This window comes from Streptomyces smyrnaeus (assembly GCF_017676345.1).
Lineage (GTDB): Bacteria > Actinomycetota > Actinomycetes > Streptomycetales > Streptomycetaceae > Streptomyces > Streptomyces smyrnaeus.
In genome coordinates, this window is the sequence record NZ_JAFFZM010000005.1 from 185,318 (window position 1) to 199,248 (window position 13,931).

Genomic DNA, 13,931 nt, shown 5'->3' on the forward strand with positions numbered 1-13,931 from the left:
TGCGGCTGGGCGGTTGGGCGTACGTCGCTCACAGCCTCGCTTTCGGTCAGTTGCGAGAGCACGATCTCCCGGTAGGTCTCGTTGCCCTCCATCAGTTCGTGGTGGCGGCCCATGCCCACCGCGCGGCCTTCGTCCAGCACGAGGATGCGGTCGGCGTCCCGGATGGTCGCCACGCGCTGGGCGACGATGACCACCGTCGCCTTGGCCGTCCATCTGGCGAGCGCCGCCCGCAGCGCCGCGTCGGTGGCGTAGTCCAGCGCGGAGAAGGAGTCGTCGAACAGATAGATCTCCGGCCGGTGCACCAGCACCCGTGCGATGGCCAGCCGCTGCCGCTGCCCGCCGGAGACGTTGCTGCCACCTTGGGTGATCGGCGCCTCCAGCCCGCCCTCCATCCGCTCCACGAACTCCTTGGCCTGGGCGACCTCCAGGGCCTCCCACAGCTCCTCGTCGCTCGCGTCGGGGCGGCCGTAGCGCAGATTGGAGGCGACCGTCCCGGAGAAGAGGTACGGGCGCTGCGGTACGAGACCGACGGTGCTCGCCAGCAACTGAGGATCGAGGGTGCGTACGTCCTCGCCGTCCACGAGGACCTGCCCCTCCGTCGCGTCGAACAGCCGGGGCACCAGGCCCAGCAGCGTCGACTTGCCGCTGCCCGTGGAGCCGATCACGGCGGTGGTCTCCCCGGGGCGCGCCACCAGGTCGATGCCGCGCAGCACGGGCGCCTCGGCGCCCGGGTAGCCGAACCCGGCCCCGCGCAGCTCCAGATGGCCGTGCCGACGCAGTGTGGTGACCGGCGCGGTGGGCGGTACGACACTGGAGTCGGTCGACAGCACCTCCTGTATGCGCTCGGCGCACACCTCGGCGCGGGGCACCATCATGAACATGAAGGTGGCCATCATCACCGACATCACGATCTGCATCAGATAGGCGAGGAACGCGGTCAGCGCACCGATCTCCATGTCACCACTGCTGATGCGGTGCGCCCCGAACCAGACCACGACGACGCTGGAGACGTTCACCACGGTCATCACGACGGGGAACATCAGCGCCATCAACTGGCCGGTGCGCAGCTGCACCTGCGTCAGATCGGTGTTGGCCCCGTGGAAGCGGCGGCGCTCGTAGTCGTCCTTGACGAAGGCGCGGATGACGCGGACCCCGGTGATCTGCTCGCGCAGGATGCGGTTGACGCTGTCCAGCCGCTCCTGCATGGAGCGGAACAGCGGCCGCATCCGGCGCACGATCAGCCCGACGGTGACACCGAGCACCGGCACCACGCCCAGCAGCACCGCGGAGAGCGGTACGTCCTGCCCGAGTGCCATGAAGATGCCGCCGAAGCACATGATCGGCGCGGTGACCATGAGGGTGAAGGCCATCAGCGTCACCATCTGCACCTGCAGCACGTCGTTGGTGGTGCGGGTGATCAGGGACGGGGCGCCGAACTGTCCGACCTCGCGGGCCGAGAAGGACTGCACACGGTCGAAGACGCCCGCCCGGATGTCCCGGCCGACCGCCGCCGCGGTACGCGCACCCAGGTGGACGGCGCCGATGTTGCACACCACCTGCACCACCGAGACGGCCAGCATGAGGCTGCCGTGGCGCAGTATGTAGCCCGTGTCGCCGAGTACGACACCGTTGTCGATGATGTCGGCGTTGAGGGTGGGCAGATAGAGCGTGGCGCTCGTCTGTATGAGTTGCAGCAGCACCAGCAGCGCGATCGGCCGCTGGTACTGGCGCAGCCGGGCGCGTAGGAGGCGGATCAGCACACGGAGTTCCTCGGTCGATCAGTGCGGGGTGCGGGGTGAGGACGGCGACGGCGGAAGTGAAAGAGCGTACAAGCGTGCGGCTCGATCCCGCCTGTGGTTTTGCTTGTTTCCGCTGCCGCAACGGCACAGTCCTGGCACGGTTCGCCGGAGGGCGCGCGTACGGCTCCGCCCCGCGCCCGGAGACGCCGGGCGGGGCGTCGCACACCGCTCGCGCTATGCGGGCAGGGCTCCCGGATACGTCTGCGACAGGGCCCCCGGATACATCTCCTCGCGCACGGTCGCGTACTGCTGGCGCACGGCCTGCCCGACGGCGCGCTGGTCGCCCGCCTCGAACACCTGGCAGGCCGCGGCGGGCCACTGGGGCGGATAGCCGGAACCGGACAGCGCCCACGCCGCCTGGCGGGCAGCGCCGATCGCGGCGTAGTCGGCGGGCTCGGGCACCACGACCTGCGCGTCCAGCAGCGCGGGCGCCGCGTCCCGGACGGCGGCCAGCCCCGCCGCCTGGCCCAGCAGGAAGACCCGCCGTACGGACACCCCGCGGTTGCGCAGCACCTCCAGCGCGTCCGCCAGCCCGCACAGCATCCCCTCGACGGCGGCCCGCGCCAGGAATTCGGGCTTCATGCTCTCGCGCCGCAGCCCGTGCAGCGAGCCCGCGGTGTGCGGGAGCTGCGGTGTCTGCTCTCCTTCCAGATACGGCAGCAGCACCAGTCCCGAGGAGCCGGGCGTGGAGGTCAGCGCCAGTTCCGAGAGGCCCTCCAGATCGGTGCCGAGCATCCCGGCGGCGCCGCGCAGCACGCGGGTCGCGTTGAGGGTGCGTACCACCGGCAGATGCAGTCCGGTCGCGTCGGCGTAGGAGGTGATGGTGCCGGTGGGGTCGATGAGCGCCTCGTGGTGGACGGCGCACACGGAACCCGTCGCGCCGAGCGAGATCACCACGTCTCCGAGGCCGACGCCGAGCCCGAAGGCGGCGGCCATCGTCTGGCCGGTACCGGCGGAGATCAGCAGCCCTTCCGGGGTGTGCCCGGCGGGCTGCGCCGGACCGACCACCTCCGGGAGTCCCACCTGGTGGCCGATTGCCAGCTCGACCAGGTCCGTGCGGTAGGACTCGGTCGCCGCCGACCAGTACCCGGTGCCCGACGCGTCCCCCCGGTCGGTGACCCGCCGCGCCGGACGGCCCAGCAGCTGCCAGACCAGCCAGTCGTGCGGCTGCATGATCTCGGCGACTCCCCGTGCCGCCTCCGGCTGCTCGCGGGCCAGCCAGCGCAGCTTGGAGACCGGGTGACCGGCCTGTGGGACGGTGCCGACGGCCTGCGCCCACGCCTCGCGCCCGCCGAGCGCGTCCACCAGTTCGGCCGCCGCCGTCTGCATCCGCTGGTCGTTGCCCAGCAGCGCGGGGCCGACCGGGTTGCCCGCGCCGTCCAGTGCGACGAGGCCCTGCTGCTGCGCGGAGACGCCGATCGCCTGCACCTCCGCGAGCTGCCCGCCGCCCGCCGCCGTACCGAGGGAGAGCAGCCACGACTGCGGGTCGTCGCGCTCACCGGGATGTTCGGCGTGGCCGTGCCTGACGACCGCCCCCGTCTCGGTGTCGCAGACGACGATGCTTGTGTACTCGGCTGAACTGTCCAGTCCGGCGACTATCCCCATGGCGGGAATGATGCCTCATAGTCGCCCGTACCGGGCCCGGGGCCCCGTTCCCGACCGGACGAGACCCGGCCGCGGCCTCTCGGCACGGCCGGGTCCGACCTGTCCTCGCAAAAGCTCGGAGGAGGGGTCAGCAGCGCTTCGAGGAGTAGGCGTAGTGCTTGTGCTCCCCGGGCACCGTCACGGCACCACGTGCGGCCGTGCAGTGGTGCACGGTGTTCGTGGGGTAGGACCAGAAGGACGCCGCCGAGGTGTTGCGCCAGACGCGCAGCCCGAGCAGCTTCTTGGCGTGGAAGTCGTAGACGCCGACGTTCGTCGCGTACTTCTTGTGGTGCTGGCGGAAGCCCTTCCACACGTACAGGTAGCCGTAGTTGCGGTGGCAGCGGGGCGAGTAGAACTGCTTGACCGAGGCGATGGTGTAGCCCTTGCGCTTGATGTAGCCGGTCGAGCCGATCTGGTACGCGTCGCTGCACATGCGGGCGGCCCGGGAGTCCCGGCTCGCCGCGTCCTCCTCGGGGGCGGCGGTGGTGGCGGTCGCCTCACCGGCCCGGGCCGAGGTGGGGGACAGGCCCGCGCCGTCGCCGGCCTGGGCAGCTCCGGCGGGCAGCATCGCCATGGCGCAGGCCGCCGTGACGAGGACGCCCTTGACGGGAGAAAGGGTGCGCATAGATCTCCTCCAGGGGAAGAAGGTGACTTTCCGGTCATATCGGTCAGACCGGGGGGCCTCACAGTAAAAGGCCCGGGCACCCAGGGCGGGTATTCGCGCGCGACGGCGGGTCGTACGGAAAGGGCCCCGGCGTCACGAAGGTGACGCCGGGGCCCGGGCCTTGCGGCTCCCCGTCCGCCGCGGTCGGTCCCGCCGCGGTTGATGCCGCAGTTGAGGCGGCGGCTGGTGCGGTGGCCGATGCGGTGGCCGATCGGCGGCTGATGCGGTGGCGCTGCTGGAGGTCAGCGCTCCGCGGTGGCGGGCGGCGCCCGGAACGGGTGACCGCCGTCGGTGGTCAGCAGCGCTTCTCGGAGTACGCCTGGAGGCTGTGCGGTGAGCCCGCCGGGCGCAGACTGCCCACCCCGGAGGTGCAGTGGTCGACGGTGTTGGCGCCGTCCGTCCAGAACTCCTGCTGCTTGGTGGCCTTCCACGCCTTGGCCGCGTGGACCGAGTCGTCGCTGTAGCTGTAGACGCCGGTGGTGATGTCGTAGGGAGCCGCGGTCTTGCGGAAGCTCTCCCACACCCACACATAGCCGTAGTTCTCGTTGCACTTCTTCGAGTAGAACTGCTTGACCGAGGCAATCGTCTCCGAGCCCCGCTTGATCAGCCCGCGGGTACCGATCGGCACGGCGTCGTCGCAGACGCCCGCGGCCTGCGCCAGCCTGCTCGCCGGATTCCCCTCGGGGGAGGGGGCCGTGGAGCCGGCCAGCTTCTGCGAGTGGGACGGCGGGGTGGCCGGGCCGCTGCCGGCGTACGCCGCGCCGGCGGGCAGCAGCACCAGTGCCGAGGTCGCGGCGACCAGTGCGCTCTTGGAGAAGCGGGTGGAACGCATAGTGATTTTTCCCCCTCTTTGGCGATGAACGCTCTCATACGAGATACCCGAGGCATCGCGGGCATGAGCTCGATGCGTGGGATACCCAGTACGACACGTTGATGCCGTGCGGGGTTGTACGCCACCACCCCTCGCCTTGCGCCGAGTTGACGACGCATCAGCCCCTCCCGTCCCGCCCGTCACGGCCGTCTCCGTCGCATCGACGGTCCACCGGGCCGGCCGTCCCGGACCCCCGAAGCGGTCGGCGGGGGAGCCGCCGTCAGGCCGCGCTCCGCAGATCGTCGAGCACCAGCTCGCGCACCACCCCCGGCTCGATGCCGAGCCGGGAGAAGACCGCGAGGGAGATGTTGTCCTCGCAGCGCAGCATCCCGAGCACCACATGTTCCACGCCGATGCCCCGGTCCTTGCGCGCCACCGCCTCCCGCAGCGCTTGTTTGAGCACCTTCTTCGCCCGAGCGGCGAACGGGATGTGCCGGGTGACCGGACCGGCGGCCCTGCCGCGTCCCCGCTTCGTACGGCCGGAGCCCGGCGCCGCGTCCAGCGCCCCTTCGCCGAAGGACTCGTCCGCGTGCCTGCGCACCTCCTCCAGGTCGATCCCGAACGCCCGCAGCGCCTCCGCGTCCTGGGGGCCGAGGCCTTCCCCGGCTCCCGGCAGTACGCCCGCGACCGCCGCCCGGCACGAGGCCGGGGTGACGCCGAGCCGGGCGAGCGTCGCCGCGCCGGGCTGCTCGGGGTGGTGCAGCGCCGCGAGCAGCAGATGCTCGGTGCCGATCCACTCGTGCCCCAGCTTGTTGGCCTCGTCCTGCGCGCGGACCACCACGTCCCGCGCCTCCCTGCTGAACCGTTCGAACATCGGCTCTACCTCCCCGTCCGCTTCGTGTGCTTCTTGTGAACGGCCTGCCTGCTGACCCCGAGGGCCGCGCCGATCTCGTCCCACGACCATCCCTGGCTGCGTGCGCGCTCGACCTGCAGCGCTTCCAGGCCCTCCGTGAGCCGCCGCAGCGCGGCGACCGCCCGCAGTCCGACCGCCGGATCGCCATGCAGGGCAGCCTGGGCGGTGTGCACCGCTTCACCGGTCTCATCCGGTTCCGTTCCTGCCATGGTGTCAACTTAGGGTGACAAGGTGATCCTGTCAACCGATGTTGACACCTCGGGGTGCGCGGTCGTACGGGCGGTCCGGTGGGGATCTTCGGGGAGGGCGCGCGGCCCCGCTTCGGCGCCGTTCCGGGTGGCTCGCGCGGCGCCCGCGGCGGGTGCCCAGGCCCCGCGCGGGCGGGGCGCGCCCGAACGGGCGAGGGGTAGGGAGTCCGAGGCCGGGCGTATCGGCCGCCCGGGGCGCCGCCGATACGCCGGACGGGGCGCCCGGTCGTCCGGAGCGCCCCGCCGTAGGTCCAGCGTGGAACGTTTCTGCTGGGTTGTGCTGAGGTGGGGCGGGTGGGACTCGAACCCACGGCCGACGGATTATGAGTCCGCTGCTCTAACCGGCTGAGCTACCGCCCCGTAACGGCGCACCGCGCACATCTGTGCGCGCCGTCTGCCGCAGCATAACCGTTCATAGGATCTGCCGCCCGCGCCGGGGGAGATCTACGCAGGTGAGGACCGCGAACCAAGGGTGATCGGTTCCCGCTCGGGGCCAACTTCCGTACAGATCACGGAAGAACGCCCGGCTGAGACCCCGGACGAGTGACAGGCACGGAAAAAGGGCCCCAAGAAGGGGCCCTCTCCGCTACTGCTCCCGCGACTGGACTCGAACCAGTAACCTGCCGGTTAACAGCCGGCTGCTCTGCCGATTGAGCTACACGGGACCGTCTCGTCGGTCGCGCTCCGGAACCCCGGGGCGCTCCCTTGCGGCGATGAATACATTAGCGCATGCCAGGGGGTGCTCCGAAATCGGTATTGCCGCCGCCCGTACGCGGTACCCCCTCAAGGCACCCCGACGGCGTTCGCCGCCGGGGCACCGGCAGCAGGACCACCAGCCGAGAGAAGGGGCAAGCTATGCGCTACCGGCTCACATTCGTGTCCGGACTGGCCGTCGGCTACGTACTCGGCGCCCGCGCGGGACGCGAGCGCTACGAGCAGATCATCAAGGGCGTGCGCAGGATCGCCGAGAATCCGGCGGTACGCAACGCGGGGGAGGCCGCGGCGCTCAGCGGACGGCAGGCGGCGAGCAAGGCGGCCGACGCCGTCCAGGGCCGGCTCCCCTCCTCGGTGGGCGACCGCTTCCGTACGGCCCGTGACTACCGCGCCCGCGCGGGCAGCGACTGGGGCGCAGAGGCGCCGCACTGAGCACCCCGGCAGGAACCGGGGCCGCATCGGGCCGGGGCCGCATCCGGGGGTGGCGGTCGCTGACCGGATGTGGCCCCGGCAGTCCGGGGCGGTCCGGGTCGGCCCGGTCTAGCCGGGGATGCGGCCCCGGCCGCTCTTGTGCCCGCTGCCCTTCTTCAGTAGCGGCGCCAGCAGGTCGCCGCGCTCCTCGATCCGCTGCGGCAGATCCGAGCTGAGGAAGACCAGGTCCTTCGCCTTCCGGGCGGCGGCCAGCTCGTCCCAGCTCAGCGGGGTGGAGACGGTGGGGCGGTCCTTGGCACGCAGTGTGTAGGGGGCTGCCGTGGTCTTGGCCTGGTTGTTCTGCGACCAGTCGACGAAGACCTTCCCCGGGCGCAGATTCTTGGCCATCTTGCTGACCGCGTGCTCGGGCAGATCCGCCTCGGCCTCCTGCGCGAGCTTCTTCGCGTACGCCGAGACCTGGTCGGAGGGTGTGCGCTCGATCGGCGCGATCAGGTGCAGGCCCTTGGAGCCGGAGGTCTTCGGCAGCAGGGTGATGCCGTCGGCGTCCGCACGCTCGCGCAGCCAGTCGGCGATCCGGCGGCAGTCCAGGATGTCGGCGCCCTCGCCCGGGTCGAGGTCGAAGACCAGGCGGTCCGCCTTCGCCTGGTGGTCCGACTGCCACTGCGGGGTGTGCAGCTCCAGTGCCGCCAGATTCGCGGCCCACACCAGCGTCGCCTCGTCCTGGATCAGGACCTGGTTCAGCGGGGTCTTGCTGACCACGGAGATCTTGCGCGTCGTCACCCAGCTGGGGGTGCCGGGCGGAACGTGCTTGGTGAAGAACTTCTCGCCCTCCACGCCGTCCGGGAAGCGCAGGAAGGAGAGGGGGCGTCCGTCGAGGTGGGGCAGGACGGCATCGGCGATCGAGGCGTAGTAGTGGATCGCCTCGCCCTTGGTGAAACCCGTCGCCGGATAGAGCACCTTGTCGAGGTTGCTGAGGGCCAGACGGTGGCCCCCGATCTCCGTGTGCGGCATACCCTGAGAGTCCCATAGAAGGGACAAAGTATGCGTTCAATCTGGAAAGGGGCCATTTCCTTCGGGCTGGTCTCGATCCCGATCAAGGTGGTGGCCGCCACCGAGAACCACAGCGTCTCCTTCCACCAGGTGCACACGGCCGACGGGGGCCGTATCCGCTACCGCAAGGTGTGCGAGCTGGACGAGGAGGAGGTGCCGCGCGAGGAGATCGGCCGGGGCTTCGAGACCGAAGAGGGCCGCACCGTGCTGCTGACCGACGACGACATGGCAGCCCTCCCCCTCCCCACCGCCAAGACCGTGGAGATCCTCGGCTTCGTACCCGCCGAGGAGATCGACCCCCTCCAGCTCGACCGCTCCTACTACCTGGCCGCCGACGGCAAACGCGCCGACAAGCCGTATGTGCTGCTGCGCGAGGCGCTGCGAAGATCCGGCAAGGTCGCGGTGGCCAAGCTGGCTCTGCGGGCCCGGGAGAGCCTGGGGATGCTGCGCGTGTACGAGGACGCGCTGGCGCTGCACACCATGCTGTGGCCCGATGAGATCCGATCGGTCGGCGGGGTCGCGCCCGAGGGGGACGTCGCGGTGCGGGACGCCGAGCTCGATCTGGCGGACACCCTGATGGAGACGCTCGGCGAGCTGGACTGGAGCGAGCTGCGCGACGAGTACCGGGAGGCGCTCGAAGAGCTCGTGCGGGCCAAGGCGGAGGGCGCCGAGCCGCCGCCCGAGGAGCTGCGCCGCCGGACCGAGGAGGGCGGCGGCAAGCTGGTCGATCTGATGTCCGTGCTGGAGCGCAGCGTCCAGGAGGCCAGGAGCGGGCGCCAGGAGGGCGAGGCGACCGTCCACGAGCTGTCGGACCGCCGGACGGACGCGGCACAACGGCCCGCCAAGAGGACGGCGGCCAAGAAGACGGCGTCGGCCTCCAAGCGGACAACCGGCAGGACGGGCACGAAGTCCGCCGAGAAGTCCACCGGGAAGACGGCTGCCAAGAAGACGGGCTCCAAGGCGGCCGCCCCCAAGAAGTCCGCCGCCAAGAAGACATCCGCCCAGGAGACGACAGCGAAGACGTCCGCCAAGAAGACAGCCGCGAAGAAGACGGCCGCGAAGAAGTCCGCCCGGCCCCGCAAAACCGCCTGAACGGACGCTGACGGACCCTGACGGACGCAGGCGGACGCAGACCGACGCTGACGGGCGCGGCACGGTCGACCGGAACCGGAACCGGAACCGGAACCGGAACCGGAGCCGGAGCCGGAGTCGGTCGACCGGAACCGGAGCCGGTCAGCCGGAGCCAGCAAGGTCAGCCCGTGCCCGCCCCGTCCCACCGGCCCGGTCTGCGGCCCGCCGGGAGGAAGAGCACCGAGTTCACATACCGCCGGTGCGGTGCCAGCGAACGGCGCAGCAGTCCGTGCTCCGCGACGTGCGCGGTGCGCCGCTGGTGTGCCGCCAGATCGAAGTCGGCCAGCGGCACCCAGCTGTGCGCGGGCAGCACCCAGCCCGTGTAGCCGAGCGAGGAGAGCAGGGAGAGCACCGGTGCGAGCGGCTGGATGCGCAGCTCCAGCTCGATGAAGAGGGCGGGCCGTTCACGTGTGACGGTGGCCTCGGCGCCGTGCAGCACGGCGAGCTCGCTGCCGTCCACATCGATCTTGAGCAGGGTGACGTCGGTCAGGCCCAGTTCGTCCAGTGGCAGACAGGGCACATCCAGCGTCGCCTGGTGCACCTCGCGCCGCACCAGTGAGGAGACGCCGCGGTCGCCGCGCCCGTCGGGCGGCAGCCACAGCGTCGCCGTCCCCGAGTGGTCGCTGGCCGCCGCCTGCAGGACCTCCGTGTGCGGCGGGGCCGCGGCACGCAGGCGGTGTGCCAGATGGGGGACGGGCTCCAGGGTGACCACACGGTCGGCGCGGCGTGCCAGCCGGCGGGTCCACGGCCCGTACCAGCCGCCGACATCGACCGCTGTGCCGCCGTACGGGCAGAAGTCGGCCAGCCGCCCCAGCTCCGGCTCGAAGCGCGGGTACAGGAGGTCGCAGGCGGCCGTCAGCAGCCGCGCGGGCAGATGCGGTCCGATCCGGGAGGCGAGGGTCATCAGGAGGGGGCCTCCGGTTCGGAGAGGCGTTTCAGCAGCCGCTGGTGCTCCTCGTCACCGACCTGCTCGCCCGAGGAGGGGAGCAGCTGCGGAATTCCGTCCACGATGGGGTAGCGGCGGCGCAGGCGCGGGTTGTACAGCGCTTCCTCGGGCTGGAGCAGGGTGAGCGGGCCCTTGTCCAACGGGCAGGCGAGGATCTTCAGCAGGGGGTCGTCCGCGGAGAACTGGGACATGGTCACTGCCTTTCGGGTGCGTCTTCGGGGCGCGCGGGCGGCAGCGTCGCCGACAGCGGGCGCCCGGCGGGTGGAAGGGGCTTGGGCGGGGATTCCGGTGCGGTGCCCGGCCCGGGGGCCGCTTCCGGGTCCGGTTCGCGGGCGGTGTCCGGGTGCGGCGGTGCGGCGTCGGGATCGTGGCGGGGCAGCGCGACGAGCACACAGACGGCGAGTGCCGCGCCGCCCAGCCGCAGGGTGAGCCGCAGCGGCTCGTCGGGCAGCGGCTCGGCGAAGGCGATGGTGCCGCTGACCGTCGCGAACAGGAAGTTCACCGTCGTGCAGACCGGTACCACCAGTGAGGCGCGGCACCGCTGCAGCGCCGTCTGCGACAGCACCAGCCCCGTCGAGCCGGTGAACAGCAGGAGGTACGGGTACGGGGAGCCGAGCAGGGCCAGGGCGGTACCGCCCGGGTCGCCCGGATCGAGCAGCCCGGCGACGCCCTTGATGGCCAGCGAGCTGACTCCGTACAGGAAGCCCACCGCCACTCCGTAGGGCACCCCTGCGGTCGGCAGCCGGTGCCGCCGCCTGGAGCGCCGTTCGGCCGACAGGAAGAGCACCAGGCCCAGTGCCAGGGACGGCAGGCAGATGACGAGCAGCACGGGGACGGGCGCCAGTTTGCTGATCGTCTCGGAACTGTCGTGCAGCGAGAAGACGATCATCAGCAGTGCCGCCAGGATGGCCACCATCCCCTGCCGCTCGCGTCCGCTGGAGCGCTCGCCCAGGAAGAGGGTCGACAGCAGCAGAAGCATCACCAACCCGGTGACGAACAGCCCCTGCGCGGCGACCAGGGGCAGCGTGCGGTAGACGGCGAGCTGCGCGGCGAAACCCAGCAGCAGCGAGGCGGCGCCCGCCATCCACAGCGGACTGCGCAGCAGATGCAGCACCAGGCGGGCGGGGTGCCCGGCGGAGAGCGGCGGCAGCGCGGACAGCGCCCGCTTCTCGATGACGAAGCCCGCGCTGAACAGCAGGTTGGCCACCAGCGCCGCCGCGACGCCCCAGAGCATCAGCTGCCCTCCTCCCCGGGCGGCTCACGGCGCGGTGCCCCGTCGCGCCGTGGGACCGCGCGCGCGTGCACCAGCAGGATGGAGGCGAGGGACGGCACGTGACAGGCGGCACGGTCCAGTGGACGCAGCGGACGGGGCACGTCGTGGTAGGGCGCCCCGGTGATCCGTACGACGCGGAAACCGGCCGCGGGCAGCATCGAGCGCAGTGCACGCGCCGTGAACAGCCGCAGATGGCCCACCACCTGCGAGCCCGGACGCCCGTGTATGCCGCGCAGCGACACCTCGGAGAAGACCGGCTGGGTGCCCGTCAGCAGCAGCGCACGGTTGTACCAGGCCGCCAGGTTAGGAGTGGACAGCAGCAGATGCCCGTCCGGACGCAGCACCCGGTGCAGCTCGTCCAGCGCGGCGTCCGGATCGACCAGGTGCTCGATCACCTCCGAGAAGAGCACCGCGTCGGCCGACCCGGTGGCGAACGGCAGCCCGGGTGCGGACAGTTCGCCCCGCACGGCCGTCAACCGCGCCGAGGCGCGGCGCAGCGCGTCCTGCGACCAGTCGACGCCCACCAGGCGGTGCCTGGGCAGTTCTTGAGCGGCGGTGGCCGCCGCGCTGCCGTCGCCGCAGCCGATGTCCAGCACGGTGGACGGGGTGGGCCCCAGGGCGCGCGCCAGTATCGCCGCCTGGCGGCGCGCACGGTCGGGCCCGGAGGCGACCGGTGTCGCGGGGTCCTCGTAGAGCTGCTGGAGGCTGCTGGTCGGCTCCGCCGCTCCCATGGCCGGCTCCGGATCCGCGGCACGGTCCTGAGCGTGCGCTGTGCCGCCGTTCACGAGTGCCCCTCGTCCGACTCCGCCGGGGTGTACGAGGTGGCGGCCAGCGCCTCGGCGAAGAGAGCCCCCAGCCGTTCGCCCGCGCTGTCGTCCAGGCGGGCGTGCGACCAGCGGAGCGCCAACTGGAGCCGCCCGCCGGTCGACACGGTCGTCACCGACAGGCCGCGCGGCACTTTGGCGGGCGCCGAGAACCAGACGGCCCGGGCGCGTCCCGCGTCACCGAAGTCCAGCGGGTAGGGGACACGGCCGATGTTGGACAGCAGGGTGGTGGACGCCCAAGGGCCCGCCGCCCTGCGCAGCGTGCGGATTCCGGCCGCGCGCAGCCCCACGGGCAGCAGCGGAGTGGTCAGCAGATCGCCGCTGAAGCCGAGTTGCGGACGGTCGACGGACTTGAGGGCGCGGGTGCGGGCGGCGGTCGTCCGCAGCAGTCGCCCGATCGCCTCCCGGTCGGGCGCGCCCGGTGCCGTCAGGGCCCGGTGCATCTCGCGCTCCCGCGCCCCGAACGTGACCTCCACCAGCCGGGTGCCGTTCCCGATGGGCATGTCCGCGGTGCGGGGCCGGTCGTCGACCGGCATGGTGATCCGCACCGGCCGTACGGGCTCCTCGTGCGTGCTGTTCCAGCGGGCCACCATCAGCCAGGTCGCCACCAGCAGCTGGTCGTTGACGGTGTAGGCGGTCGGCTCGTCTGCGGCGCGGGGCGGACGGTCAGGTACCGGCAGCTCGGCGATCAGCATGCCGTTCCCGGGCGCTCCCGGGTGGCAGGTGTCCGCCGCGACGCGGGCCGGACGCGTCCAGGGGCGCGAGCCCGGCGCCGACTGCGGCTGTGTGCGGCGCGGTTCGCCGGGGGGCCGGACGGGCGGTGGCGCGGGTGAGTTGTCGGCCCCGCCGTACAACTCGGCCGCGCTGGCGACGACCCGCAGGCACGCCGGGCCGTCGAGCGCCGTGTGGTTGATCGTCACCAGCAGCACGCAGCCGCCCTCGCCCCCGTGCTCGATCACCTCGGCGCGGAACGGGGGCGAGGCGTCCAAGGACGGGCACTGGGCCAGGGCCCGCCGCCGTGCCTCCTCCAGGGTGCCGCCCGGGAAGGAGACCGGGTCCCGGTCCGGCCCGTCGGTCAGCACCCATTCGTAACGGGGACGCCACCAGCGGGTGGGCGCCTGCCGCAGCAGGATGCCCGGATGCCGCCGCATCGCCTCGGCGAACGCGGCCCGCAGCCGCTGCGGGTCGGGCAGCGCGGGCAGATGGACCTCCACATGCACCGTCTCCGGCTCGTCGTCGTCCAGACAGTGCCGGGTGATCTCGTCGACGGTGGGGAAGGGGATGCGGCGCTCCCCGGCGGGGCCGCCGGGCACCGCCGGGGTGGGGCCGGTCTGCTGCGCGGCCCCACCCGAGACGACAGCGGACTCGGACATCCCACCGGCGCCCCTCACGTCGCTGCTCCCGGCCGCACGCCGCGCCCGGGACACGGCACCGCCGCCCTCCTCGGCAGCGCCGTCCGCCGGGGCCGCTCCGGCGTCGTGC

Annotated in this window: 13 protein-coding genes, 2 tRNA genes and 1 pseudogene; 2 read left to right on the forward strand and 14 right to left on the reverse strand. The window is 72.1% G+C overall.

Features of this window, described 5'->3' with window-relative positions:
- Positions 1-32: 32 nt before the first annotated feature.
- The 8 genes and pseudogenes from JW613_RS10530 to JW613_RS10565 all read right to left on the reverse strand — a co-directional run.
- Positions 33-1,760: pseudogene (locus JW613_RS10530) on the reverse strand (ABC transporter ATP-binding protein); the annotation flags it as partial.
- A 213-nt stretch (positions 1,761-1,973) separates the two neighbouring features.
- On the reverse strand, positions 1,974-3,404 hold the full coding sequence (locus JW613_RS10535) for an FGGY family carbohydrate kinase (RefSeq protein WP_209210480.1): 1,431 nt from the start codon (positions 3,402-3,404) through the stop codon (positions 1,974-1,976).
- A gap of 127 nt (positions 3,405-3,531) precedes the next feature.
- Positions 3,532-4,068, reverse strand: a complete 537-nt coding sequence (locus tag JW613_RS10540; RefSeq protein ID WP_209210482.1) for a hypothetical protein — start codon at positions 4,066-4,068, stop codon at positions 3,532-3,534.
- Positions 4,069-4,402: 334 nt separating this feature from the next.
- Positions 4,403-4,939: a hypothetical protein gene (locus JW613_RS10545; RefSeq protein WP_209210483.1), complete on the reverse strand. Its 537-nt coding sequence runs from the start codon at positions 4,937-4,939 to the stop codon at positions 4,403-4,405.
- Positions 4,940-5,198: 259 nt separating this feature from the next.
- Positions 5,199-5,792, reverse strand: coding sequence for a Clp protease N-terminal domain-containing protein (locus JW613_RS10550; RefSeq protein ID WP_209210485.1), 594 nt, complete (start codon positions 5,790-5,792; stop codon positions 5,199-5,201).
- Positions 5,793-5,797: 5 nt separating this feature from the next.
- Positions 5,798-6,040 carry a hypothetical protein gene (locus tag JW613_RS10555; protein ID WP_245225319.1) on the reverse strand — a complete coding sequence of 81 codons (243 nt, stop codon included), beginning with the start codon at positions 6,038-6,040 and terminating at the stop codon, positions 5,798-5,800.
- Positions 6,041-6,365: 325 nt separating this feature from the next.
- Positions 6,366-6,439: transfer RNA gene (locus JW613_RS10560), tRNA-Ile, on the reverse strand.
- Between the two features lie 232 nt (positions 6,440-6,671).
- Positions 6,672-6,744, reverse strand: a tRNA-Asn gene (locus JW613_RS10565).
- A gap of 190 nt (positions 6,745-6,934) precedes the next feature.
- Between JW613_RS10565 and JW613_RS10570 the strand changes: the two genes are divergently transcribed.
- Positions 6,935-7,225 (forward strand): hypothetical protein, encoded by a 291-nt coding sequence (locus JW613_RS10570; protein WP_099880540.1) that lies wholly within the window; start codon positions 6,935-6,937, stop codon positions 7,223-7,225.
- 108 nt (positions 7,226-7,333) lie between these two features.
- Here the strand turns inward: JW613_RS10570 and ligD are convergent, their stop codons facing one another.
- Positions 7,334-8,236 (reverse strand): non-homologous end-joining DNA ligase, encoded by a 903-nt coding sequence (ligD, locus tag JW613_RS10575; protein WP_209210487.1) that lies wholly within the window; start codon positions 8,234-8,236, stop codon positions 7,334-7,336.
- A gap of 30 nt (positions 8,237-8,266) precedes the next feature.
- Between ligD and ku the strand changes: the two genes are divergently transcribed.
- Positions 8,267-9,367 carry a non-homologous end joining protein Ku gene (gene ku, locus JW613_RS10580; RefSeq protein WP_209210488.1) on the forward strand — a complete coding sequence of 367 codons (1,101 nt, stop codon included), beginning with the start codon at positions 8,267-8,269 and terminating at the stop codon, positions 9,365-9,367.
- 160 nt (positions 9,368-9,527) lie between these two features.
- On the opposite strand, the gene JW613_RS10585 is transcribed toward ku, so the two are convergent.
- The 5 genes from JW613_RS10585 to JW613_RS10605 are packed head-to-tail and all read right to left on the reverse strand — an operon-like array spanning position 9,528 to position 13,822.
- On the reverse strand, positions 9,528-10,310 hold the full coding sequence (locus JW613_RS10585; protein WP_209210490.1) for an FkbM family methyltransferase: 783 nt from the start codon (positions 10,308-10,310) through the stop codon (positions 9,528-9,530).
- The gene (locus tag JW613_RS10590; RefSeq protein WP_209210492.1) at positions 10,310-10,543 is read right to left on the reverse strand and encodes a Trm112 family protein; all 234 of its coding nucleotides are present in this window, start codon (positions 10,541-10,543) and stop codon (positions 10,310-10,312) included. The genes JW613_RS10585 and JW613_RS10590 overlap by 1 nt, the downstream gene beginning before the upstream one ends.
- Positions 10,544-10,545: 2 nt before the next feature.
- Positions 10,546-11,586: a DMT family transporter gene (locus JW613_RS10595; RefSeq protein WP_209210494.1), complete on the reverse strand. Its 1,041-nt coding sequence runs from the start codon at positions 11,584-11,586 to the stop codon at positions 10,546-10,548.
- Complete coding sequence (locus tag JW613_RS10600) at positions 11,586-12,356, reverse strand: class I SAM-dependent methyltransferase (RefSeq protein ID WP_209210681.1); 771 nt, start codon at positions 12,354-12,356, stop codon at positions 11,586-11,588. Before JW613_RS10600 ends, JW613_RS10595 begins: the two co-directional genes overlap by 1 nt.
- A gap of 50 nt (positions 12,357-12,406) precedes the next feature.
- On the reverse strand, positions 12,407-13,822 hold the full coding sequence (locus JW613_RS10605; RefSeq protein ID WP_372447931.1) for a condensation protein: 1,416 nt from the start codon (positions 13,820-13,822) through the stop codon (positions 12,407-12,409).
- Between the last annotated feature and the right edge of the window lie 109 nt (positions 13,823-13,931).